Origin of the sequence: Pseudomonas lini (genome assembly GCF_001042905.1) — a bacterium.
Classification (GTDB): Bacteria; Pseudomonadota; Gammaproteobacteria; order Pseudomonadales; family Pseudomonadaceae; genus Aquipseudomonas; species Aquipseudomonas lini.
In genome coordinates, this window is record NZ_JYLB01000002.1 from 113716 (window position 1) to 138468 (window position 24753).

General features: G+C 58.3%; 23 protein-coding genes. 22 read left to right on the forward strand and 1 reads right to left on the reverse strand.

Going from position 1 to position 24753, the window contains the following annotated elements; all coding sequences use genetic code 11:
• Positions 1–14 precede the first annotated feature (14 nt).
• The 14 genes from TU81_RS04845 to ispD all read left to right on the forward strand — a co-directional run bounded on the left by TU81_RS04845 (position 15) and on the right by ispD (position 16177).
• Positions 15–518, forward strand: a complete 504-nt coding sequence (locus TU81_RS04845) for an OmpH family outer membrane protein (RefSeq protein WP_007907155.1) — start codon at positions 15–17, stop codon at positions 516–518.
• A 3-nt stretch (positions 519–521) separates the two neighbouring features.
• On the forward strand, positions 522–1577 hold the full coding sequence (gene lpxD, locus TU81_RS04850; protein ID WP_048393783.1) for a UDP-3-O-(3-hydroxymyristoyl)glucosamine N-acyltransferase: 1056 nt from the start codon (positions 522–524) through the stop codon (positions 1575–1577).
• A gap of 109 nt (positions 1578–1686) precedes the next feature.
• Positions 1687–2127 carry a 3-hydroxyacyl-ACP dehydratase FabZ gene (fabZ, locus tag TU81_RS04855; RefSeq protein ID WP_007907157.1) on the forward strand — a complete coding sequence of 147 codons (441 nt, stop codon included), beginning with the start codon at positions 1687–1689 and terminating at the stop codon, positions 2125–2127.
• On the forward strand, positions 2124–2900 hold the full coding sequence (gene lpxA / locus TU81_RS04860) for an acyl-ACP--UDP-N-acetylglucosamine O-acyltransferase (RefSeq protein WP_008010226.1): 777 nt from the start codon (positions 2124–2126) through the stop codon (positions 2898–2900). Before fabZ ends, lpxA begins: the two co-directional genes overlap by 4 nt.
• 2 nt (positions 2901–2902) lie before the next feature.
• Positions 2903–4030 carry a lipid-A-disaccharide synthase gene (gene lpxB / locus TU81_RS04865; RefSeq protein ID WP_048393794.1) on the forward strand — a complete coding sequence of 376 codons (1128 nt, stop codon included), beginning with the start codon at positions 2903–2905 and terminating at the stop codon, positions 4028–4030.
• Positions 4030–4671, forward strand: coding sequence for a ribonuclease HII (rnhB, locus tag TU81_RS04870; protein ID WP_008072671.1), 642 nt, complete (start codon positions 4030–4032; stop codon positions 4669–4671). The genes lpxB and rnhB overlap by 1 nt, the downstream gene beginning before the upstream one ends.
• 82 nt (positions 4672–4753) lie before the next feature.
• Positions 4754–8275, forward strand: coding sequence for a DNA polymerase III subunit alpha (dnaE, locus tag TU81_RS04875; RefSeq protein ID WP_038979156.1), 3522 nt, complete (start codon positions 4754–4756; stop codon positions 8273–8275).
• Between the two features lie 139 nt (positions 8276–8414).
• A complete protein-coding gene (locus TU81_RS04880) occupies positions 8415–9362 on the forward strand; it encodes an acetyl-CoA carboxylase carboxyltransferase subunit alpha (RefSeq protein WP_048393798.1) in 948 nt (315 codons plus the stop codon).
• 130 nt (positions 9363–9492) lie between these two features.
• Positions 9493–10821, forward strand: coding sequence for a tRNA lysidine(34) synthetase TilS (gene tilS / locus TU81_RS04885; RefSeq protein ID WP_048393799.1), 1329 nt, complete (start codon positions 9493–9495; stop codon positions 10819–10821).
• Between the two features lie 274 nt (positions 10822–11095).
• The gene (locus TU81_RS04890; RefSeq protein WP_007907172.1) at positions 11096–12727 is read left to right on the forward strand and encodes a CTP synthase; all 1632 of its coding nucleotides are present in this window, start codon (positions 11096–11098) and stop codon (positions 12725–12727) included.
• Positions 12728–12732: 5 nt separating this feature from the next.
• The gene (gene kdsA, locus TU81_RS04895) at positions 12733–13578 is read left to right on the forward strand and encodes a 3-deoxy-8-phosphooctulonate synthase (RefSeq protein WP_008072675.1); all 846 of its coding nucleotides are present in this window, start codon (positions 12733–12735) and stop codon (positions 13576–13578) included.
• A gap of 155 nt (positions 13579–13733) precedes the next feature.
• The gene (gene eno, locus TU81_RS04900) at positions 13734–15023 is read left to right on the forward strand and encodes a phosphopyruvate hydratase (RefSeq protein WP_007907175.1); all 1290 of its coding nucleotides are present in this window, start codon (positions 13734–13736) and stop codon (positions 15021–15023) included.
• Between the two features lie 171 nt (positions 15024–15194).
• Positions 15195–15473 carry a cell division protein FtsB gene (gene ftsB / locus TU81_RS04905; RefSeq protein ID WP_007907178.1) on the forward strand — a complete coding sequence of 93 codons (279 nt, stop codon included), beginning with the start codon at positions 15195–15197 and terminating at the stop codon, positions 15471–15473.
• Positions 15470–16177 (forward strand): 2-C-methyl-D-erythritol 4-phosphate cytidylyltransferase, encoded by a 708-nt coding sequence (gene ispD / locus TU81_RS04910; RefSeq protein WP_048393802.1) that lies wholly within the window; start codon positions 15470–15472, stop codon positions 16175–16177. Before ftsB ends, ispD begins: the two co-directional genes overlap by 4 nt.
• Before the next feature lie 103 nt (positions 16178–16280).
• Here the strand turns inward: ispD and TU81_RS04915 are convergent, their stop codons facing one another.
• A complete protein-coding gene (locus TU81_RS04915; RefSeq protein WP_038979161.1) occupies positions 16281–17177 on the reverse strand; it encodes a LysR substrate-binding domain-containing protein in 897 nt (298 codons plus the stop codon).
• A 106-nt stretch (positions 17178–17283) separates the two neighbouring features.
• Between TU81_RS04915 and TU81_RS04920 the strand changes: the two genes are divergently transcribed.
• The 8 genes from TU81_RS04920 (at position 17284) to rpoS (ending at position 24425) form a co-directional block, all read left to right on the forward strand.
• Positions 17284–18396, forward strand: coding sequence for an S-(hydroxymethyl)glutathione dehydrogenase/class III alcohol dehydrogenase (locus TU81_RS04920; RefSeq protein WP_038979162.1), 1113 nt, complete (start codon positions 17284–17286; stop codon positions 18394–18396).
• An 8-nt stretch (positions 18397–18404) separates the two neighbouring features.
• Positions 18405–19250: an S-formylglutathione hydrolase gene (fghA, locus tag TU81_RS04925; RefSeq protein ID WP_048393804.1), complete on the forward strand. Its 846-nt coding sequence runs from the start codon at positions 18405–18407 to the stop codon at positions 19248–19250.
• Positions 19251–19303: 53 nt separating this feature from the next.
• Positions 19304–19777 (forward strand): 2-C-methyl-D-erythritol 2,4-cyclodiphosphate synthase, encoded by a 474-nt coding sequence (ispF, locus tag TU81_RS04930; RefSeq protein WP_038979164.1) that lies wholly within the window; start codon positions 19304–19306, stop codon positions 19775–19777.
• On the forward strand, positions 19774–20832 hold the full coding sequence (gene truD / locus TU81_RS04935; RefSeq protein WP_038979165.1) for a tRNA pseudouridine(13) synthase TruD: 1059 nt from the start codon (positions 19774–19776) through the stop codon (positions 20830–20832). The genes ispF and truD overlap by 4 nt, the downstream gene beginning before the upstream one ends.
• Positions 20820–21569 (forward strand): 5'/3'-nucleotidase SurE, encoded by a 750-nt coding sequence (gene surE, locus TU81_RS04940; RefSeq protein ID WP_030127971.1) that lies wholly within the window; start codon positions 20820–20822, stop codon positions 21567–21569. Before truD ends, surE begins: the two co-directional genes overlap by 13 nt.
• Before the next feature lie 41 nt (positions 21570–21610).
• On the forward strand, positions 21611–22246 hold the full coding sequence (locus TU81_RS04945; RefSeq protein ID WP_173667553.1) for a protein-L-isoaspartate(D-aspartate) O-methyltransferase: 636 nt from the start codon (positions 21611–21613) through the stop codon (positions 22244–22246).
• Positions 22247–22453: 207 nt separating this feature from the next.
• Positions 22454–23311 carry a peptidoglycan DD-metalloendopeptidase family protein gene (locus tag TU81_RS29315; RefSeq protein ID WP_038979166.1) on the forward strand — a complete coding sequence of 286 codons (858 nt, stop codon included), beginning with the start codon at positions 22454–22456 and terminating at the stop codon, positions 23309–23311.
• Between the two features lie 106 nt (positions 23312–23417).
• Entirely contained in the window at positions 23418–24425 is a 1008-nt protein-coding gene (gene rpoS, locus TU81_RS04955; protein WP_007907200.1) for an RNA polymerase sigma factor RpoS, read from the forward strand.
• The last annotated feature ends 328 nt before the right edge of the window (positions 24426–24753 follow it).

The following is a 24753-nucleotide window of genomic DNA, read 5'->3' on the forward strand; positions in this document are numbered from 1 at the left end:
TGTAGGAGTGCATCGTGCGTAAGTTGACTCAATTGGTTCTCCTGGCGACCGTACTGGTAGCAGGTCCGGCTTTTGCCGACATGAAAATCGCCGTTCTGAACTATCAGATGGCCCTGCTGGAATCCGATGCGGCGAAAAAATACGCCGTGGATGCCGAGAAAAAATTCGGCCCGCAACTGACCAAGCTCAAGAGCTTGGAAAGCAGTGCCAAGGGTATCCAGGACCGTCTGATGGCCGGTGGCGACAAGATGCAGCAAGGCGAGCGCGAACGTCTGGAGCTCGAGTTCAAGCAAAAGGCCCGTGATTTCCAGTTCCAGTCCAAGGAACTGAACGAAGCCAAAGCCGTTGCCGACCGTGAAATGCTGAAACAGCTCAAGCCGAAACTGGACAGCGCTGTGGAAGAAGTCATCAAGAAAGGTGCTTTTGACCTGGTCTTCGAGCGTGGCGCAGTGATTGATGTCAAGCCTCAGTACGACATCACTCGCCAGGTTATCGAGCGCATGAATCAGCTGAAGTAACCCATGACAGCGACTATAAAGCTCGGCCAGTTGGCCGAGTTCCTCGGCGCCACTTTACGTGGCGACCCGAAGAAAGAAATTACTGGGCTAGCCACTTTGCAAGAGGCTGGCCCAGCTCAGTTGAGCTTTCTGGCAAATCCTCAATACCGTAAATACCTGGCTGACAGTCGGGCCGCGGCTGTATTGCTGAAGGCCGCTGACGCTGAAGGTTTTGTCGGTGATGCATTGGTGGTGCCGGATCCGTATCTGGCCTACGCGCGCGTTTCCCACCTGTTCGATCCAAAGCCCAAGGCGCCTGTCGGTATTCACCCGACAGCAGTGGTGGCAGCGGATGCAGTGGTCGACCCGGCGGCGAGCATCGGTGCTTTTGCGGTGATCGAAAGTGCAGCGCGTATTGGCGCAGGTGTGACTGTTGGGGCTCATTGCTTCATCGGTGCGCGCTGCGAAATCGGCGAGGGCGGCTGGTTGGCTCCGCGGGTCACGCTGTATCACGACGTGCGCATTGGCAAACGGGTAGTGATTCAATCCGGTGCCGTGCTCGGCGGTGAAGGCTTCGGTTTTGCCAACGAGAAAGGTGTCTGGCAGAAAATCGCCCAAGTCGGCGGTGTTTCGATCGGCGATGACGTGGAAATAGGCGTAAATACCGCTATCGATCGCGGCGCACTGGCCGATACCGTTATCGGCAATGGTGTGAAGCTCGACAACCAGATTCAGATCGCTCACAACGTCCAGGTCGGTGACCACACCGCCATGGCCGCGTGTGTGGGGATCTCCGGCAGCACCAAAATCGGCAAGCATTGCATGCTCGCCGGTGGCGTAGGGCTGGTGGGGCATATCGAGATTTGCGACAACGTTTTCCTGACCGGGATGACCATGGTGACCCACTCGATTACCGAGCCGGGTTCCTATTCTTCCGGTACGGCGATGCAACCGGCAGCCGAATGGCGCAAAAGCGCGGCACGTATCCGTCAGCTCGATGACATCGCGCGACGTCTGCGACAGCTGGAAAAGCGTGTAGGGGACGTGACCCCTGGCGGTAATGCTTCATCAGATGGCTGATACCATTTCCATATCAAGTGTGCACAGCCGCTAGACTGCCTCCCTTGATTTGCTAGAGGAGTGCGCGTCAGTCGCGCGCTCCCAATCTTTACATAGGCTTCCCCCCGAAATGATGGACATCAACGAGATTCGCGAATACCTGCCTCACCGTTACCCGTTCCTGCTGGTGGACCGGGTCGTGGATCTGGATGTGGAAGGCAAGCGCATTCGCGCCTACAAGAATGTCAGCATCAACGAACCGTTCTTTAATGGTCACTTCCCTGCGCATCCAATCATGCCGGGCGTATTGATCATCGAAGCGATGGCTCAGGCTGCCGGGATCCTTGGTTTCAAAATGCTCGACGTGAAGCCTGCCGACGGCACGCTTTATTACTTCGTCGGCTCCGACAAACTGCGCTTCCGTCAGCCCGTGCTGCCAGGTGATCAACTGATCCTGGAAGCCAAGTTCCTGAGCTGCAAGCGTCAGATCTGGAAGTTCGAGTGCCAGGCTTCGGTCGATGGCAAGCCAGTCTGCTCCGCTGAAATCATCTGCGCGGAACGCAAACTATGAGTTTGATTGACCCTCGCGCAATCATCGATCCGACGGCCATTCTGGCCGACGACGTCGAAGTCGGCCCTTGGTCGATCATCGGCGCAGGTGTGGAAATCGGCGAGGGGACAGTGATCGGGCCGCATGTGATTCTCAAGGGCCCGACCCGAATCGGTAAGCACAACCGCATCTACCAGTTTTCTTCGGTAGGCGAGGACACGCCCGATCTGAAATACAAGGGCGAAGAAACCCGTCTGGTCATTGGTGACCACAACGTCATCCGTGAAGGTGTGACGATTCACCGCGGGACCATTCAGGACCGTTCGGAAACGACCCTGGGCGATCACAACCTGATCATGGCCTATGCCCACATCGGTCACGACAGCGTTATCGGTAACCACTGCATTCTGGTCAACAACACCGCGTTGGCGGGCCATGTGCACGTTGAAGACTGGGCGATCCTGTCCGGTTTTACTCTGGTTCACCAGTATTGCCACATTGGCGCCCATAGTTTCTCCGGCATGGGTACTGCCATTGGCAAGGACGTTCCAGCCTACGTCACGGTATTCGGCAACCCCGCCGAAGCCCGCAGCATGAACTTCGAAGGCCTGCGTCGTCGCGGTTTCAGCGAAGATGCGATCCACGCGCTACGTCGTGCCTATAAGGTGGTTTACCGCCAGGGCCTGACAGTCGAACAGGCGCTTGCCGAGCTGGCCGAACCCTCGCTTCAGTTCCCGGAAGTCGCGGTATTCCGTGACTCCATCCAGTCTTCGACCCGTGGCATCACCCGTTAACCATGGCCAATTTGCGTATTGCGCTGGTGGCGGGAGAGGCTTCCGGTGACATTCTGGGTGCGGGCCTCATGCGTTCGCTCAAAGCTCAGCATCCCGCAGTCGAGTTCATCGGTGTCGGCGGTCCGCTGATGCAGGCTGAAGGGCTGACGTCATATTTCCCGATGGAACGCCTTTCTGTCATGGGTTTGGTGGAAGTGCTGGGCCGTTTGCGCGAGCTGTTGGCGCGTCGCAAGAAACTGGTCGCGGACCTGATCGCCGAGAAGCCGGACGTGTTCATCGGTATCGATGCCCCGGACTTCAACCTCAATATCGAACTCAAGCTGCGTCAGGCCGGGATCAAGACCGTGCATTACGTCAGCCCGTCGGTCTGGGCCTGGCGGCAGAAACGGGTGCTGAAGATTCGCGAAGGTTGCGACCTGATGCTGACGCTGTTCCCGTTCGAAGCTAAATTTTATGAAGAGAAGGGTGTGCCGGTGCGGTTTGTCGGGCATTCCCTGGCCGATGCGATTCCGCTTGAGGCTGATCGCGCCGCCGCGCGGGCCGAACTTGGCTTGCCGGATGGGCCGCTGGTCGCCCTGATGCCGGGCAGTCGTGGCGGTGAGGTCGGGCGCCTTGGTGCACTGTTCCTCGACACCGCCCAGCGCTTGCGGGCCATGCGCCCGGGCGTACGGTTCGTCATGCCCTGCGCGAGCCCGCAGCGCCGGGCCCAGCTTGAGGAGCTGCTGGCCAATCGCGATCTGCCGCTGACCTTGCTCGACGGCAAATCCCATCTGGCCCTGGCTGCTTGCGATGCGGTGTTGATCGCTTCGGGCACGGCTACGTTGGAAGCATTGTTGTACAAGCGGCCGATGGTGGTCGCTTATCGCTTGGCACCGCTGACGTTCTGGATTCTCAAACGGATGGTGAAAAGTCCCTACGTCTCCTTGCCGAATTTGCTGGCCCAGCGCCTGCTGGTGCCGGAGTTGTTGCAGGACGATGCGACGGTAGAGGCCTTGGCCCAGACCCTGTCGCCACTGATCGAAGGTGGCCAGGAACAGACCCGAGGCTTTGACGAAATCCACCGAACCCTGCGCTTGGACGCCTCCAATCAGGCAGCGGACGCGGTACTGAACCTGATTGGCAGAGCATAATGAGCAAAGCAAGCAAGCAGCTGGGCCTGGATTTTATGCTAGTCGATGAGCTTGAAGATCTGGTGGCGGGTGTCGATGAAGTCGGTCGCGGCCCGCTGTGTGGTGCGGTGGTGACGGCGGCGGTGATCCTTGATCCGAGCCGCCCCATCCTGGGTCTCAACGACTCGAAGAAACTCACCGAAGCTCGCCGTGATGCGCTTTATGACGAAATCTGCGAAAAGGCCCTGAGCTGGTATGTCGCTCGCGCTGAAGTAGAAGAAATCGACGAACTGAACATCCTTCACGCCACCATGCTGGCCATGCAGCGTGCCGTCGAGGGGCTGCACATTCAGCCGAAACTGGCGATGATCGACGGCAACCGTTGCCCGAAACTCTCTATGCGCGCCGAAGCGGTAATTCAGGGCGACGGCAAGGTGCCCGCCATTGCCGCGGCATCGATTCTGGCCAAGGTCAGCCGTGATCGAGAAATGGCCGCGTTCGAATTGATTTATCCGGGTTACGGGATCGGAGGCCATAAAGGCTACCCGACGCCCGTTCATCTGGAAGCGTTGGCCCGCTTGGGGCCGACCCCAATTCATCGCCGCTCGTTCGCCCCGGTACGCTTGGCGTATGAGGCACGGGAAAACCTGATTGGTAGTTAGTCGCAGGCTGATGTTTTACTCAAGGCCCGGTACAATCCGGGCCTTGTTGTCTTTACGTTTCTAGTTTCTAGACAGGATCACTATGCCGGCTTCATTCGTTCATCTACGCCTGCACACTGAATATTCCCTGGTCGACGGTCTGGTGCGGATCAAACCGCTGGTCAAGACTCTGGTCGGCATGAACATGCCTGCCGTGGCGGTCACCGACCAGAACAACATGTGTTCCCTGGTCAAATTCTATAAAGCTGCCATGGGTGCGGGGATCAAGCCGATCTGCGGCGCCGACCTGTGGCTGTCGAACAAGGATCCGGACAACGCCTTGAGCCGGATCAGCCTGCTGGCGATGAACGCCGTGGGCTATCGCAACCTCACCGAACTGATCTCTCGCGGCTTCATCGACGGCCAGCGCAATGGCTCGATCATCATCGAGCGTGAGTGGGTGGCCGAAGCCAGCGAAGGCTTGATCATGCTGTCGGCGGCCAAAGAGGGCGAGATCGGTCTGGCCATGCTCAGCGGCAACCCGGACGAAGCTGAAACCCTGGCTCGCGAGTGGATGGCGGTATTCCCGGATCGTTTCTATCTGGAAGTCCAGCGCACCAGCCGCCCTAATGACGAAGAACAACTGCACGGCGCCGTGGCCCTGGCGGCGAAAATCGGCGCGCCGCTGGTGGCGACCAACGACGTGCGCTTCATCAAGCAGGAAGACTTCGAAGCCCACGAAACCCGCGTTTGCATCGGTGAGGGTCGCGCCCTCGACGATCCGCGGCGTTCGAAGAATTACAGCGATCAGCAATACCTCAAAAGCGCCGAGGAAATGGCCGAGCTGTTCAGCGACTTGCCCGAGGCGCTGGAAAACACCGTCGAGATCGCCAAGCGCTGCAACATCGACGTGAAACTGGGCAAGCACTTCCTGCCCAATTTCCCGATTCCCGATGGCATGACCATCGACGAGTATTTCCGCAAGGTTTCCTTCGACGGTCTGGAAGAGCGCCTCACCGTTCTGCTGCCCAAGGACACCACCGAAGACTATGAAGCCAAGCGCCAGGTCTACGTCGACCGGCTGAATTTCGAACTGGATATCATCATCCAGATGGGCTTCCCCGGTTACTTCCTGATCGTGATGGACTTTATCCAGTGGGCCAAGAGCAACGGCGTACCGGTAGGTCCGGGTCGTGGGTCGGGTGCCGGGTCGCTGGTGGCCTATGTGCAGAAGATCACCGACCTCGACCCGCTGGAATATGACCTGCTGTTCGAACGGTTCCTGAACCCGGAACGGGTATCCATGCCCGACTTCGACGTCGACTTCTGCATGGACGGCCGTGACCGGGTGATCGATTACGTGGCCGAGAAATACGGCCGTAACGCGGTTAGCCAGATCATCACTTTCGGTTCCATGGCGGCGAAAGCGGTGGTCCGCGACGTGGCGCGGGTGCAGGGCAAGTCCTACGGCTTGGCGGATCGTCTGTCGAAGATGATTCCGTTCGAAGTCGGCATGACTCTGGAAAAAGCCTACGAGCAGGAAGAAATCCTGCGCGACTTCATCAAGGTCGATGAAGAGGCTGCGGAAATCTGGGAGATGGCGCGCAAGCTCGAAGGCGTTGTGCGTAACGTCGGCAAGCATGCTGGTGGTGTGGTAATCGCGCCGACCAAGCTGACCGACTTCTCGCCGATTTATTGCGACGAAGCGGGCGATGGCCTGGTAACCCAGTTCGACAAGGATGACGTCGAGGCGGCCGGTCTGGTGAAGTTCGACTTCCTGGGGCTGCGGACCCTGACGGTCATCGACTGGGCCCTGAAAACCATCAACCGCGATCGCGCCAAGGTCAACGAGCCACCGCTGGACATCGCGTTCATTCCACTGGACGACAAACCGACCTACACGCTGCTGCAAAAAGCTGAAACCACTGCGGTGTTCCAGCTCGAGTCGCGCGGCATGAAAGAGCTGATCAAAAAGCTCAAGCCCGACTGCCTGGAAGACTTGATCGCACTGGTGGCCCTGTTCCGTCCGGGCCCGTTGCAATCGGGCATGGTTGACGACTTTATCAACCGTAAGCACGGTCGCGCGGAACTTGCGTACCCGCACTCGGATTACCAGTACGAAGGCCTCAAGCCAGTCCTGGCGCCGACTTACGGCATCATCCTGTATCAGGAACAGGTGATGCAGATTGCCCAGGTCATGGCCGGTTATACCCTTGGCGGTGCAGACATGCTGCGTCGAGCCATGGGTAAGAAAAAACCCGAAGAAATGGCCAAGCAACGTGGCGGTTTCATTGAAGGTTGTGCCACCAACAATATCGACGCCGACCTGGCCGGTAACATCTTTGACCTGGTAGAAAAGTTCGCCGGTTATGGCTTCAACAAATCCCACTCCGCCGCGTATGGCCTGGTGTCGTACCAGACCGCGTGGCTGAAAACCCACTACCCGGCGCCGTTCATGGCTGCGGTACTGTCGGCGGATATGCACAACACCGACAAGGTCGTGACCTTGATCGAAGAAATTCGCACCATGAAGCTGCGTCTCGACGCGCCGGATGTGAATACTTCGGAGTTCAAGTTCACGGTGAATGACGAAGGCCGCATTATTTATGGCCTCGGCGCAATCAAGGGTGTGGGCGAAGGGCCGGTGGAAGCGATCACCGAGGCGCGTCAGGACGGACCGTTCAAGGATCTGTTCGATTTCTGCGCCCGTGTCGATCTCAAACGGATCAACAAGCGCACCCTGGATGGTTTGATCCGCAGCGGCGCGCTGGATCGTCTGGGCCCGTATTTCCATGACGAACCAAAAGCCTATCAAGCCAGCATCGACCAGAACCGCGCGGTCTTGTTGAACGCGATGGAAGGGGCGATCAAGGCTGCCGAACAAACCGCTCGCACCCACGACAGTGGCCACGCCGATCTGTTTGGCGGCCTGTTCGTCGAGGAAGACGCCGACGTCTACGCCAATCATCGCAAGGCCAAGGAACTGACCCTCAAGGAGCGCCTGAAAGGGGAGAAAGACACCCTGGGCCTGTACCTGACCGGTCACCCGATCGACGAATACGAAGGCGAGATCCGTCGTTTCGCCCGTCAGCGCATCATCGACCTGAAGCCGGCTCGCGATACGCAGACGGTCGCGGGCATGATCATCGCCCTGCGAGTGATGAAGAACAAAAAGGGCGACAAGATGGGTTTTATCACCCTCGACGACCGCTCCGGCCGGATCGAAGCCTCGCTGTTCGCCGACGCTTTCCATTCCGCGCAGTCGCTGTTGCAGACCGACGCGATGGTGGTGGTCGAAGGCGAAGTCAGCAACGACGACTTCTCTGGCGGCCTGCGGTTGCGGGTCAAGCGGGTGATGAGCATGGAAGACGCGCGCACCAACCTCGCCGAAAGCCTGCGCCTGAAATTGCATACCAAGGATTTGAAGGGCGATCAGCTACGCTGGCTGGGTGAGCTGTTCAAGCGCCACCGCGGCGCGTGCCCGATCACGATGGAGTACACCAGTCCCGACGCGAAGGCCTTGTTGCAGTTCGGCGAGACTTGGCGGATCGATCCGGCAGATGCCTTGATTCAAGCCCTGCGTGACCAGTTCGGGCGAGACAACGTCTTCCTCCAATACCGTTGACGGTCAGGTGTGTTTGAAGCACCTGATCTTGACCCGAATTTTTAATCTCGACCTGAACGCGCCTGTCCCTTAAGGTAGGGCGCGAATAGACAACCGGCCGGCCCAAGTTCTCTTGGAGGTCGACCCAAGACGGACGCCTATGAACCCGAATTTTCTAGATTTCGAACAGCCGATCGCCGACCTGCAAGCCAAGATCGAAGAGTTGCGCTTGGTCGGTAATGACAATTCGCTGAATATCGGCGATGAGATCTCCCGCCTGCAGGACAAGAGCAGCACGCTGACCGAAGACATCTTCGGCAAGCTGACCAGCTGGCAGATCGCACGTCTGGCGCGTCACCCGAAACGTCCATATACCCTGGACTACATCGAACACATCTTCACCGAGTTCGACGAACTGCACGGCGACCGTCACTTCTCCGACGACGCTGCGATCGTTGGCGGTGTTGCCCGTCTGGACGACCAGCCGGTGATGATCATCGGTCACCAGAAAGGCCGCGAAGTGCGCGAGAAGGTTCGTCGCAATTTCGGCATGCCGCGTCCGGAAGGCTACCGCAAGGCGTGCCGTCTGATGGAAATGGCCGAGCGTTTCAAAATGCCGATCCTGACCTTCATCGACACCCCGGGTGCTTACCCAGGCATCGACGCCGAAGAGCGCAATCAGAGCGAAGCAATTGCCTGGAACCTGCGCGTCATGGCTCGCCTGAAAACCCCAATCATCGCCACCGTAATCGGTGAGGGTGGTTCCGGTGGTGCACTGGCGATCGGCGTCTGCGATCAGCTGAACATGCTGCAGTACTCGACCTACGCGGTGATTTCGCCGGAAGGTTGCGCTTCGATTCTGTGGAAAACTTCCGAGAAAGCCCCGGATGCTGCTGAAGCCATGGGCATCACTGCCGAACGTCTGAAGGGCCTGGGCATTGTCGATAAAGTGATCGGCGAGCCATTGGGCGGCGCTCATCGCGATCCGGCTGCTGCAGCCGCCTCGATCCGCGCTGAACTGAGTTCGCAACTGGCGATGTTGAAGAAGTTCGATAACGAAGCGCTGCTCAAGCGCCGTTACGATCGACTGATGAGCTACGGTCTCTGATCTGACGTTGCTTTAATGTGGGAGCGGGCTTGCTCGCGAAAGCGGTATAACAGTCAACTGATGTGTTGAATGTTGAACCACTTTCGCGAGCAAGCCCGCTCCCACATTTGATTTGTGCGAAGTGATCGATATGAGTCAGCCCACGATTGATTTGTCTACCAGACTCCTGCGCAACCTCACGCCTTGGCGCACCGCCACAACCTGGCGCATCGCGTTCTCCGGTGGTCTCGACTCCACCGTCCTGCTGCACCTTCTCGCGCACCTTGCGAAAACCCAATCCCTGCCGATGCTGACCGCCATCCATGTCCACCACGGCCTCCAGTTTGCGGCTGATGCGTGGCCGGAACATTGTCAGTCGGTCTGTGATGCGTTGGGAGTGCCGCTGGAGGTCGTGCGTGTTCAGGTTGAACCCGGCGCCAGCCTTGAGCGTGCGGCGCGGGATGCGCGTTATGGCGCCTTCATCGCGGCGACTCATGCTGGTGAAGTGCTGCTCACTGGCCAACACCGTGACGATCAGGCGGAAACCCTGTTGTTTCGGCTGATGCGTGGAGCAGGGGTGAGAGGGTTGTCGGGGATGCCGAGTGAGCGTCCTTTGGGCCGGGGGCATCTGTTGCGGCCGTTGCTCGACGTCACTCGCGCCGAGCTTGAAGCCTACGCGACTGAATATCAGTTGAGCTGGATCGAGGATCCGTCGAACCAGGACCGCCAGTTCTCGCGCAATTATCTGCGTCATCAGGTGTTCCCCGTGTTGACCGCGCGCTGGCCGCAAGCGGTGGCGACCATGGCTCGCAGTGCCGCGCATCTGAGCGAAGCGCAGGGACTGCTCGACGAATTGGCGCAAATCGATCTGGCCCACGCCACCACGGTCAGCGATTTCGATTGGCTGGGTTTGCCGTCGCTGGAGCTGGCACCACTGGAAAAACTGTCTGATGCGCGCCAGCGCAACGCGCTAAGTCACTGGCTCAAACCGCTGACAACTTTGCCGGACAGTGACCATTGGTCGGGTTGGGAGAATTTGCGCGATGCGACCGGCGATGCGCGTCCGGTCTGGCGACTCGCGGCGGGTGAATTGCATCGCGCGGGCGGGCGTCTCTGGTGGTTGTCTGGTGGTTGGCTGCACACTCCGCCGTCGCCGGTATCTTGGGCTGATCCCTCGGTATCACTGGCGTTGCCGGATAACGGTGTACTCACGTTCACCGGTCAGCCCCCAGATGGCCCGCTGCAAATCCGCTATCGTGAAGGCGGTGAGGTCATGAATTTGCCCGATCGCGGCCACCGTGACTTGAAGCGTTTGCTCAACGAAAGCGGTGTGCCGGGCTTCGCCCGTGGCAGATTGCCGCTGGTCTACAGAGGCCAGCAATTGCTGGCGGTGGCGAACCTGCAGGGGCTAAATGGTGGTGAGCAAGGTGGCTGGTATTTGCATTGGCAGCCGCTGATCGAAGATCAAGGTTTGAGCTGAAAGGGGCTTTCCGGTAGACTACGCTCCCTTCTTGATACAACTTCTGTGGATTCGCCTGAATCGCAGGAGTTGCCGATTACCAAGCAGTCTTTGCTGGGCGATTCCAAAAAATGTGTAGCGAGCAACCTACCGGTGTTTCATCTACCGGTCTGTCCCAACGCGGCGGTTTTTTTGAAAGGTGCACTGTGATTAATGCAGGTGATCGGGGGCTTCGGCCTTCCTTCGCTTTCCCCGGCGGCTCGGACCGCTTTAACGCAGACTTCTAGGGTTTTTCATGACGCGCTACATATTCGTCACGGGCGGTGTTGTTTCTTCATTGGGGAAAGGCATTGCCTCGGCTTCATTGGCGGCCATCCTGGAGGCGCGGGGACTTAAGGTCACCATGCTGAAGCTGGACCCGTACATCAACGTTGACCCGGGCACCATGAGCCCGTTCCAGCACGGTGAAGTGTTCGTCACCCACGACGGCGCCGAGACCGACCTGGACCTGGGCCACTACGAGCGGTTCATCCGCACGACCATGACCCAGAACAACAACTTCACCACCGGCCGTGTCTACGAACACGTCCTGCGCAAAGAGCGCCGTGGTGATTACCTGGGCGCAACCATTCAGGTGATCCCGCACATCACCGACGAAATCAAGCGCCGGATCATCAAGGGCGCCGGCGATGCCGACGTGGCCATGGTCGAGATCGGTGGCACCGTGGGTGACATCGAATCGCAACCGTTCCTCGAAGCGATCCGTCAATTGCGTTTCGAAGTCGGCGCCAAGCGCGCGATGCTGATGCACCTGACACTGGTGCCGTACATCGCCACCGCCGGCGAAACCAAAACCAAGCCAACTCAGCACTCGGTCAAGGAACTGCGTTCCATCGGCCTGCAACCTGATGTTCTGGTATGCCGCTCCGATCACCCGATCGACATCTCTTCGCGTCGCAAGATCGCCCAGTTCACCAACGTTGAAGAACGTGCGGTGATCGCGCTGGAAGACGCCGACACCATCTACAAGATCCCGGGCATTCTGCACTCCCAGGGCCTGGATGATTTCGTCGTCGAGCGTTTCGGCCTGCAATGCGACAGCGCCGATCTGTCCGAGTGGGAAGCGGTGGTCGATGCCAAGCTGAACCCGGAACACGAAGTCACCATCGCGATGGTCGGCAAGTACATGGAACTGCTGGACGCCTACAAGTCGCTGATCGAAGCGATGAGTCACGCCGGCATCAGCAACCGCACCAAGGTCAACCTGCGCTACATCGATTCCGAAGACATCGAAAACCAGGGCACCGCGCTGCTGGAAGGCGTCGACGCGATTCTGGTACCGGGCGGCTTCGGTCTGCGTGGCGTTGAAGGCAAGATCACTGCCGTTCAATACGCTCGCGAAAACAAGGTTCCATACCTGGGTATCTGCCTGGGCATGCAAGTGGCCGTTATCGAGTTCGCGCGTAACGTCATGGGCTGGAAAGACGCCAACTCCACCGAGTTCGATCGCACCAGCGGTCACCCGGTCGTGGGTCTGATCACCGAGTGGGAAGATGCCACCGGCGCAGTCGAAACCCGCACCGAAACCTCTGATCTGGGCGGCACCATGCGCCTTGGCGCTCAGGATTGCCTGCTTGAGCCAGGTTCCCTGGTGCACGATTGCTACGCCAAGGACGTGATCGTCGAGCGTCACCGTCATCGCTACGAAGTGAACAACAACCTGCTGCCGCAAATCATCGAGGCCGGTCTGAAAATCTCCGGTCGTTCCGGTGATGGCGCGCTGGTTGAAGTGGTCGAAGCACCGGATCATCCATGGTTCGTCGCTTGCCAGTTCCACCCTGAGTTCACCTCGACTCCACGTGACGGTCACCCGTTGTTCAGCGGCTTCGTTAAAGCCGCTTTGACCCAACACCAGAAGAAGGCATAAACCTGATGGCGCAGAAGATCATCCGCGTAGGCAACATCGAGATTGCCAACGACAAGCCAATGGTGCTGTTCGGTGGCATGAACGTGCTGGAAAGCCGCGACATGGCGATGCAGGTCTGCGAAGAGTACGTAAAGGTTACTGAGAAACTCGGTATCCCTTACGTGTTCAAGGCCAGTTTCGACAAGGCGAACCGTTCTTCTGTGACCTCTTACCGTGGCCCCGGCCTGGAAGAGGGCATGCGGATTTTCCAGGACATCAAGCAAGCCTTCGGCGTGCCGGTCATCACTGACGTCCACGAGCCTGATCAGGCCGCGGTCGTCGCTGAAGTCTGCGACATCATCCAGTTGCCGGCCTTCCTGTCGCGCCAGACCGACCTCGTGGTCGCGATGGCCAAGACCGGCGCGGTGATCAACATCAAGAAAGCCCAGTTCCTTGCGCCTCAGGAAATGAAACACATCCTGAACAAATGCGTAGAAGCCGGTAACGATCAGTTGATCCTCTGCGAGCGAGGTTCGAGCTTCGGCTACAACAACCTGGTGGTCGACATGCTTGGCTTCGGCATCATGAAGCAGTTCGAATACCCAGTGTTCTTCGATGTGACCCACGCGCTGCAAATGCCCGGCGGTCGCTCCGACTCCGCAGGCGGTCGTCGTGCCCAGGTCACCGACCTGGCCAAGGCCGGCATGAGCCAGTCGCTGGCCGGTCTGTTCCTCGAAGCGCACCCGGATCCGGATAACGCCAAATGCGACGGCCCTTGCGCCTTGCGTCTGGACAAACTGGAACCCTTCCTGGCTCAACTCAAAGCACTGGACGAACTGGTGAAGAGTTTTCCGACGGTAGAAACCGCGTAAACCTCATTTCTCCGGTAAAGTACCGCACGATTTAATGCTCAGGCCCTCGGGCTTGAGCCTTATCGTCCGCAAGCCTGCCGTTGCCTGTTGCTTGCCGACGATAAAAGATTTCCTTCAGCTGCGTCGTTTTCGTCAACTTTGGAGTGTTTACAACAATGGCAAAAATCGTCGACATCAAAGGTCGTGAAGTTCTCGACTCCCGTGGCAATCCCACTGTGGAAGCAGACGTGCTTCTCGATAACGGCATCATCGGCAGCGCTTGCGCGCCATCCGGTGCTTCCACTGGCTCGCGTGAAGCACTCGAGCTGCGTGATGGCGACAAGAGCCGTTACCTGGGCAAAGGCGTTCTGAAAGCCGTCGCCAACATCAACGGTCCGATCCGCGATCTGTTGCTGGGTGCAGACCCAAGCGACCAGAAAGCGCTGGATCACGCGATGATCAAGCTGGACGGCACCGAAAACAAAGCGACCCTGGGCGCCAACGCGATCCTCGCCGTTTCCCTGGCCGCGGCCAAGGCAGCAGCACAGGACCAGGACCTGCCGCTGTACGCTCACATCGCTAACCTGAACGGCACCCCGGGTGTTTACTCGATGCCGGTTCCGATGATGAACATCATCAACGGTGGCGAGCACGCCGATAACAACGTCGACATCCAGGAATTCATGGTTCAGCCAGTTGGCGCCAAGTCTTTCTCGGAAGGTCTGCGCATGGGCACCGAGATTTTCCATCACCTTAAAGCTGTACTGAAGGCTCGTGGCCTGAGCACTGCGGTCGGTGACGAAGGTGGTTTCGCACCGAACCTGGCTTCCAACGAAGACGCTTTGAAAGTGATCTCCGAAGCCGTGGCCAATGCCGGTTACAAGCTGGGCACCGACGTGACCCTGGCTCTGGACTGCGCCGCCAGCGAATTCTACGAAGACGGCAAGTACAACCTGTCCGGCGAAGGCCAGGTGTTCACCGCTGAAGGTTTCGCCGATTACCTGAAAGGTCTGACCGAGCGTTACCCGATCATCTCCATCGAAGACGGTCTGGACGAATCCGACTGGGCTGGCTGGAAAATCCTCACCGACAAAATCGGCGAGAAGACTCAGCTGGTGGGCGACGACCTGTTCGTGACCAACACCAAGATCCTGAAAGAAGGCATCGATAAAAAGATCGCCAACTCGATCCTGATCAAGTTCAACCAGATCGGCACCCTGACCGAAACCCTGGAAGCGATCCAGATGGCCAAGGCCGCTGGTTACACCGCCGTGATCTCGCACCGCTCCGGCGAAACCGAAGATTCGACCATTGCCGACCTGGCTGTGGGCACTGCGGCTGGCCAGATCAAGACCGGCTCCCTGTGCCGTTCCGACCGTGTTTCCAAGTACAACCAACTGCTGCGTATCGAAGAGCAGTTGAATGGCAAAGCCAAGTACAACGGTCGCAGCGAATTCCGCGGTTAATCGTTAATTGGTAAAAAGACACCGGATTGTGTCGGAAAAATCGCAGCAGCGATGGATTTGCCACTAATCTGATGCCTTAAGAGCACAAGCCTGGTTCTTCCAGGCTTCGTGCTATCAGAAGCTTCAAAGTTTTGGCATGGCTGTCTTTTTTCACTGGATACCTGATATTCGATGCGCAGTCCCAATTGGTTGTTCCTCGTCTTGCTCTTGCTGCTGGCCGGCCTGCAGTACCGCCTGTGGGTGGGTAATGGCAGTCTGGCGCAAGTGGCCGAGCTGAAGCAGCAGATTGCGGATCAACACGCCGAGAACGAGGCGTTGCTGGAGCGCAATCGGGTGATGGACGCGGAAGTCAGCGAATTGAAAAAGGGCATGGAGACCGTTGAAGAACGGGCTCGTCATGAGTTGGGCATGGTCAAGGACGGTGAAACTCTTTACCAGTTGGCCCAATGATTAATTCGTTACCGGCCTTCTGGGCCGTGATTCCTGCCGCGGGCGTCGGTGCCCGTATGGCCGCGGACCGTCCCAAGCAATACTTGCAACTGGGCGGGCGCACTATTCTCGAACACAGCCTCGGCTGTTTCCTCGATCATCCTGCCCTGAAGGGGTTGGTGGTCAGTCTTGCAATCGACGATCCTTACTGGCCAAACCTGGCATGTGCTGCCGATCCGCGTATTCAGCGGGTTGAAGGTGGCGCCGAACGCTCCGGGTCGGTGCTCAATGCCTTGCTGCATCTGCATGCCCAAGGCGCTGACGATGAGGATTGGGTATTGGTTCACGATGCCGCACGTCCGAATCTGGCACGGGATGATCTCGATAAATTGCTCAGTGAGCTGGCCGACGATCTGGTGGGCGGTCTGTTGGCGGTGCCTGCGCGCGATACCCTCAAGCGGGTCGACCAGCATGGGCGCGTGCTGGAAACGGTGGATCGCAGCGTGATCTGGCAGGCCTATACGCCGCAGATGTTTCGCCTTGGCGCGTTGCATCGGGCGTTGGCGGACAGTCTGGTGGCGGACGTTGTCGTCACCGATGAAGCCTCGGCCATGGAATGGTCAGGCCAGGCGCCGCGCTTGATTGAGGGGCGATCCGATAACATCAAAGTCACTCGCCCTGAAGATCTGGAGTGGTTGCGCCAGCGTTGGGCGAACCGACGTTAAAAGATCGCAGCCTGCGGCAGCTCCTACAGGTATCGAGTACACCCGTTAATTCGCAGTGCACACGATCACTGTAGGAGCTGCCGCAGGCTGCGATCTTTTGATATCAAGCCCGATACTCCGGCCGTTCGGCCAACCCTTCCTTCAAGTAATCCACCAACTTGCGCACCTTCGGCGACAGATGCCGTTGCTGTGGGTAAAGCGCCCAAACCGCTGTGTTCGGCGGTTGGTGGGCTTCCAGCAGCGAAATCAATTCGCCGTTTTTCAGGTATTCCAGCACGTAGTAATCCGGCAACTGACACAACCCAACCCCTTGTAGCGCGGCATCCAGCACTGCCTGCCCACTGTTGCAGCGCCAGTTTCCCTGCACTCGCTGGGAAAATTCCCGCCCGTTCTGTTCCAGTTGCCAGATGTCCGAGCTGCCGATGAGGCAGTTATGCCGACTCAGTTCCGACAAGCTGTGTGGGCGACCATACCTTTCCAGGTAGGAGGGCGAGGCGCACAAGTACATGCGCCGTGGTGCCAGGCGTGTGGCGACCAATCTTGAATCTTGTAGACGACCGAGGCGGATGGCCAGGTCCAACCCTTCATGCACAAGGTCGAGCGGGCGGTTGCTCAGTTCGATGTCGACGCGCAGTTGCGGATACAGTCCCATGAAGCGAGTCACCAGTGGCACGATGAATCGTTCGCCGTAGGCCACGGCACAGGTCATGCGCAGCATGCCCTTGGGTTCGCTGGTCAGGTCGCCGACAGCGCGCAAGGCTTCTTCGCGACCGTCCTGCAAACGCTGGCAATGCTGCAAAAAAGTTTGCCCGGCCTCGGTCAGCGTGACCCGGCGGGTGCTGCGATAGAGCAAACGGGTTTGCAGACGCTCTTCCAGCCGTACGATTTGGCGACTGATATGAGAGGAAGACACCCCAAGGCGTTCAGCCGCAGCGGTGAATTGGCTGCACTCGGCCACGGCGACGAACTCATCGATGCCTTCCCAGCGGTTTTCGGACATCAGGATTATCCCTGTATGGCAATAATGTTTTGCTTTTGTCCTGATTATTCATCGTAAGCCGCTGTATTACACTCCTTGTCTTGTTTTTATTCACTGGAGAGACAGCATGATCAAGTCGCGCGCCGCCGTTGCCTTCGAGGCCAAGAAACCCCTCGAGATCGTTGAAGTCGATGTCGCCATGCCCAAGGCGGGTGAAGTCCTGCTGCGTGTAGTCGCCTCCGGTGTCTGCCATACCGATGCCTACACCCTCTCGGGCGCTGACCCGGAAGGTATCTTCCCGTCGATCCTGGGTCACGAAGGGGGCGCGGTGGTCGAAGCGATCGGCGAGGGCGTGACTTCGGTCGCGGTCGGCGACCATGTGATCCCGCTGTACACCCCGGAATGCGGCAAGTGCAAATTCTGTCTGTCGGGCAAAACCAACCTCTGCCAGGCGATTCGCGCGACTCAAGGTAAAGGCCTGATGCCGGATGGCACTTCGCGTTTTTCCTACAAGGGCGAAACGATTTTCCACTACATGGGCACCTCGACTTTCTCCGAGTACACCGTGCTGCCGGAAATCTCCGTCGCCAAAATTCCTAAAGAAGCACCCTTGGAAAAAGTCTGCCTGCTGGGTTGTGGCGTCACTACTGGCATCGGCGCGGTAATCAACACTGCCAAGGTCAAACCAGGTGACACCGTCGCCATTTTCGGCCTGGGCGGCATCGGTCTGTCGGCGGTGATTGGCGCGGTCAAAGCCAAGGCAGCGCGGATTATCGCCATCGACATCAACCCGGCCAAGTTCGAGATCGCCAAGCAATTGGGCGCTACCGATTGTGTAAACCCGAAAGACTTCGATCGTCCGATTCAGGAAGTGATCGTCGACATGACCGATGGCGGCGTCGACTTTTCCTTCGAGTGCATCGGCAACGTCCAGTTGATGCGTGCTGCACTTGAGTGCTGCCACAAGGGTTGGGGTGAGTCGGTGATCATCGGCGTGGCCGGCGCCGGTCAGGAAATATCCACCCGTCCATTCCAACTGGTGACCGGTCGCGTCTGGCGCGGTTCGGCGTTCGGTGGTGTGCGTGGGCGTACCGAGTTGCCGAGCTATGTGGAAATGGCCCAGACCGGCGAGATCCCGCTGGATACCTTCATCACCCACACGATGGGCCTGGAAGATATCAACAAAGCGTTTGACCTGATGCATGAAGGCAAAAGCATCCGTACCGTCATCCATTTCTGAGGTCGGTCATGAGCCTGGAAAATATCTCCTGTCAGAAAAGCTTCGGCGGTTGGCACAAGCGCTATCGGCACCGATCCGACGTGCTCGGTTGCGACATGGTGTTTGCCGTGTACCTGCCACCGCAAGCGGAGCAGGGTGGGAAGCTGCCGGTGCTGTACTGGTTGTCCGGCCTGACTTGCACCGACGAGAACTTCATGCAAAAGGCCGGCGCCATGCGCATGGCCGCCGAGCTGGGGCTGATCATCGTCGCACCGGACACCAGTCCTCGCGGTCCTGATGTGCCGGGTGATCCGGATAGCGCCTGGGACTTCGGCCTCGGTGCCGGCTTTTATCTTAATGCCACTCAGGAACCCTGGTCACGGCACTATCGAATGCATGACTATGTCGTGCAGGAATTGCCGGCATTGGTCGAAGCGCATTTCCCGACATCGGAAAAGCGTGGCATCAGCGGTCACTCCATGGGTGGCCACGGCGCGTTGGTCTGCGCGTTGCGCAATCCGGGGCGTTATCTGTCGGTATCGGCGTTCTCGCCGATCAACAATCCGATTGATTGCCCTTGGGGGCAGAAAGCCTTTTCCCGTTACTTGGGAGAAGACCGTTCGAAGTGGCGCGAATGGGATGCCTGTGCGTTGATTGCCGAGGCTGACGAGAAGCTGCCGCTGCTGGTCGATCAGGGTGATCGCGATGATTTCCTGGCCACCCAGCTCAAGCCTGAAGCTTTGCAACAGGCTGCCAAACTGGCAGGTCATCCGCTGACGTTGCGTCTGCAACCGGGCTACGACCACAGTTATTTCTTCATCGCCAGCTTCATTGACGACCACCTGCAACATCATGCGCGTGCTCTAGGCGCCTAATGTCTGACAAAGCAGGTAGAATCACGCCCTGACAAAAATCGGGGCGTTTTTTTATGCGTATTGGCCACGGCTACGATGTGCACCGTTTCGCTGAAGGCGATTTCATCACTCTGGGCGGCGTGCGGATTGCACACAGCTTCGGGCTGCTCGCCCATTCCGACGGTGATGTCCTGCTGCACGCCTTGAGCGACGCCTTGCTCGGCGCTGCCGCGCTGGGTGATATCGGCAAGCACTTCCCGGACACCGACCCGCAATTCAAGGGCGCCGACAGCCGTGTGCTGTTGCGTCACGTCGTCGCACTGATCCATGCCAAGGGCTGGAAAGTCGGCAACGTCGATAACACCATTGTTGCCCAGGCCCCGAAAATGGCCCCGCATATCGAATCGATGCGCGCGCTGATTGCCGCGGATCTTCAAGTTGAGTTGGATCAAGTGAACGTGAAAGCTACCACCACCGAAAAGCTTGGCTTTGTCGGTCGCGAAGAAGGCATTGCCGTGCACTCCGTTGCCCTGTTGCTGCGCGCATGAACGAACTGCAATTGCTCGGCCCGCGGGCCTATGGTGAGTCTCTCGGTACTGCTGTACTGAAAGCCACAGCAGAAGATTTTCAGGTCGATGAAGTGCTTGATATCCCCCTCAGTGGTGATGGCGAACACCTGTGGATCTGGGTGGAAAAGCGCGGCCTGAATACCGAAGAAGCGGCACGGCGCATTGCCAAGGCGGCGGGTGTGCCGTTGCGCACCGTCAGCTATGCCGGCCTCAAGGACCGTCAGGCGCTGACTCGCCAGTGGTTTAGCGTGCAACTGCCGGGCAAGGCTGATCCTGATCTGTCGGCGGCGGAAAATGACACGCTGAAAATCCTCAAGACCGGTCGGCATAAACGCAAACTGCAACGCGGTGCCCATTCGGCCAACGGCTTCACCTTGCGCTTGACCCAGTTCGCCGGTGACAAGGCGGCGATCGAAGAGCGTCTGCAACTGATCGCCAAGCAAGGTATTCCCAATTATTTCGGCGCCCAGCGTTTCGGCTTTGACGGCGGCAACGTGGTCGACGCCCGTGCCTGGGCGGCGCGTAAGGCCCTGCCAGAACAACGCAATGTGCGTTCGCGGCTACTCTCCACCGCCCGTAGTTTTCTGTTCAATCAAGTGTTGGCGGCGCGTGTCGCCGATGGCACCTGGCAGCGGGCTCAGGTAGGCGATCTGCTGGCATTCACCGACAGCCGCAGTTTTTTCCCGGCAGGTGAAGCCGAATGCAGCGATCCGCGTCTGGCGATTCTCGACCTGCACCCCACCGGCCCGCAGTGGGGCGAAGGTGACTCGCCGACGTCAGGCGCTGTCCATGAACTGGAACAGGCAATCGCCGCGCGCGAAGCGGATCTGCGCGATTGGTTGATTAACGCGGGAATGAGCCACGAACGTCGCATCCTGCGGCTGCCCATTGGCGGGTTGACGTGGCATTATCCCGAGCCTGACATTCTGCAACTGGAATTCGTCCTGCCGGCCGGATGCTTCGCCACCGTTTTGGTGCGTGAACTCGTCGATCTGGTGCCGGTGGGGCAGACGGACAGCCCATGCGTATTCTGATTTCTAACGACGATGGGGTAACCGCACCCGGTCTCGCCGCGCTTTATGCTGCGCTGGCGGATTACACCGAATGTGTGGTTATCGCCCCGGACCAGGACAAAAGCGGCGCCAGCAGTTCGCTGACGCTCGACCGTCCGTTGCACCCGCAAACTCTGGCCAATGGCTTTATCAGCCTCAACGGCACACCCACCGACTGCGTGCACCTGGGCCTTAACGGCTTGCTGGAGCTTGAGCCGGACATGGTAGTTTCCGGTATCAACCTGGGGGCCAACCTGGGGGATGACGTGCTGTATTCCGGCACCGTGGCGGCGGCCCTCGAGGGACGTTTCCTTGGGCGTCCTTCGTTCGCCTTTTCGTTCGTCTCACGGCAAGTAGAGAACCTTCCCACAGCCGCTTATTTTGCGCGCAAACTGGTAGAGGCTCACGCGGACCTTGAACTGCCACCGCGCACGGTACTGAACGTGAACATTCCCAACTTGCCGCTGGAGCACATCCGCGGTATTCAGCTGACTCGCCTTGGCCATCGCGCCCGCGCCGCGGCACCGATGAAAGTGGTCGACCCGCGCGGTAAATCCGGTTACTGGATCGCCGCGGCGGGGGACGCAGAAGATGGCGGCCCGGGTACCGATTTCCATGCGGTGATGCAAGGCTATGTTTCAATCACGCCACTGCAACTGGATCGCACCTTTAATGATGCCTTCAGAAGTCTCGATGGCTGGCTGGAGGGTCTGCGTTAATGGCTCGTGAACAAGACCATATTCTGCATCGCGGTATCGGGATGACCTCTCAACGAACCCGTGAGCGCCTGATTCAGCGCCTCTATGAAGAGGGAATATCCAACGCCAAGGTGCTGGAAGTCATCCGCCGCACCCCGCGTCATTTGTTCGTCGATGAGGCACTGTCTCATCGCGCCTATGAAGATACGGCGCTGCCGATCGGGCATAACCAGACCATTTCCCAGCCTTATATGGTGGCTCGCATGAGCGAGCTGCTGCTGGAAGCCGGTCCGTTGGACAAGGTGATGGAAATCGGCACGGGTTCTGGTTACCAGACGGCAGTGCTGTCGCAATTGGTCGAGCGGGTTTTTTCCGTGGAGCGCATCAAGGTTCTGCAAGACCGCGCCAAGGAGCGCCTGGTGGAGCTGAACCTGCGCAACGTGGTATTTCGCTGGGGCGATGGCTGGGAAGGCTGGCCGGCGCTGGCGCCTTACAACGGCATCATCGTCACCGCCGTGGCCACCGACGTGCCTCAGGCACTGCTCGATCAGTTGGCACCGGGCGGGCGACTGGTGATTCCGGTCGGCTCTGGTGAAGTTCAACAATTGATGTTGATCATCCGTGAAGAACAGGGCTTTTCCAGACGTGTTCTGGGGGCGGTGCGCTTTGTGCCATTGCTCAACGGGCCGTTGGCCTGAGCATTTGTTTAAGCGCGCTGAATTCTCTTCGATTGCCCGGGTCTTACAGCGGCATCGATTGGTTAAACGCAATCGTCTGGCAGCAAACGTGTGCGCGAAGCTAATCCGCTTCATTAAAGGTAAAGCCTGTTCGGCCCGTTATACTTGCGACATTTCGTGCCGGAGCACGGCAATCCATATTTTCAGCCACCACAAAGGGAGCGGCGGGTGAGTCTCACAGTCATTGCGCAGCGAATGGGTATAACGAGCTTTCAGCGTCTGGTGACTGGCCTTGTCTTGAGTACCTTGCTGGTTGGTTGTTCCAGCACCAAATCAGGTAGTGCGAGCGTCGTCGATCGCAACAACGCGGTCGCTCAGCGTCCGGCCGTGACCACCGGACAGTACGTTGTCCGCCCCAAGGACACCTTGTTCTCCATCGCTTTTCGCTACGGTTGGGACTACAAAGCCCTCGCGGCACGTAACAACATTCCTACGCCTTACACGATCCATCCGGGTCAGACGATTCGCTTCGACGGTCGCAGCGGTTCAACGCCGACGGCGGTAGTGAGTTCGTCGAGTTCCTCGCCTTCGTCGTCGAGTAAAACCACGGTGATTCGGCGCCAGGCAAATGGCGCGACGACCAGCACCACAGTGCTTGCACCGTCCGTCGCCAACAAGCCGGCACCCGCGCCACTGCCTCCTGCCGGCCCGGCCCCGACGGGCTGGGGGTGGCCTTCTAATGGCATTCTGATTGGTAAATTCTCTTCAAACGGTAGTTTGAATAAAGGAATTGATATCGCCGGAGATTTGGGACAGCCTGTTTTAGCTGCGTCTGATGGGACGGTGGTATACGCCGGGAGTGGCTTAAGGGGCTACGGCGAATTAGTCATCATCAAACACAGCGATACCTACGTCAGTGCCTACGGACATAACCGCAGGCTGTTGGTTCGGGAGGGGCAGCAGGTCAAAGTCGGACAGACAATTGCCGAAATGGGGTCAACGGGTACAGACCGGGTGAAACTGCATTTTGAGATTCGCCGACAAGGTAAACCTGTAGATCCGCTGCAATTCCTGCCACGTCGTTGATTTGTTAGCCAGCCTGTTCCGTCACGTAGAGGGAACAGGCTCCAGCGTTGCCAAGGATCAAGGCGCCGCTTGAGCTTGAGGTCGAACTCACCAAAGGACTATAACAATGGCTCTCAGTAAAGAAGTGCCGGAGTTTGACATTGACGATGAGGTTCTCCTGATGGAGACCGGCATCGCCACGGATTCGATGTCGAATGATGAAGGGGATGCACCACCTTCCGTTCGTGCAAAATCCAAACACTCCGCTTCGCTTAAGCAACACAAGTACATCGACTACACACGGGCACTCGATGCCACGCAGCTGTACCTCAACGAAATCGGCTTTTCCCCATTGCTCTCCCCGGAAGAAGAAGTTCATTTTGCGCGCTTGTCGCAAAGTGGCGATCCGGCCGGACGCAAGCGCATGATTGAAAGCAACCTGCGGCTGGTGGTGAAAATCGCCCGGCGTTACGTCAATCGTGGGCTGTCGCTGCTGGACCTGATCGAAGAGGGCAACCTCGGCCTGATCCGGGCAGTAGAAAAGTTTGATCCTGAACGTGGCTTCCGCTTTTCGACCTACGCGACCTGGTGGATTCGTCAGACCATCGAGCGCGCGATCATGAATCAGACCCGGACCATCCGGTTGCCGATCCATGTGGTCAAAGAGCTCAACGTGTACTTGCGGGCTGCACGGGAGCTGACTCAAAAGCTCGATCACGAACCCTCACCCGAAGAAATCGCCAACCTGCTGGAGAAACCGGTAGGCGAGGTCAAGCGCATGCTCGGCCTGAACGAGCGGGTTTCTTCGGTCGACGTCTCGCTGGGTCCGGATTCGGATAAAACCCTGCTGGACACCCTTACCGACGACCGCCCGACCGATCCATGCGAACTGTTGCAGGACGACGACCTGTCACAGAGCATCGATCAGTGGCTCTCGGAGCTGACCGACAAACAACGCGAGGTGGTCGTACGCCGCTTCGGCTTGCGAGGTCACGAGAGCAGCACACTTGAAGACGTAGGCCTGGAAATCGGCCTGACCCGAGAGCGGGTCAGGCAAATCCAGGTCGAAGGCCTCAAGCGTCTTCGGGAGATTCTCGAGAAAAACGGCCTGTCGAGTGAGTCGCTGTTCCAATAAGCAATTCGCTCAACCGGTAACAAATAGCCCCGACTGGTTTGGGGCTTTTTGTTGTCTGGAATATGGGAAGGGAGTTGTCGCCGACATCACCTCAAGTTTGTAGTCTCGTGTTGTAAGTCTTTGCTTACTCTTTCGTAAGTGTTCGTTATTTTTACACCCTGGCAGTCGTCTATTCGAGGTGTGATTCTTTTTTATCTTATTGATTTACATGATTATTTTTTTAGATTAACAGCATATGACAAGCGATTTGATCGGCTGAAGCCGATTGCTCTTGGTGGGGAATTCTCTAGTATCTGAACTGTGTCGACGGATAGACACGCCCTTCAAG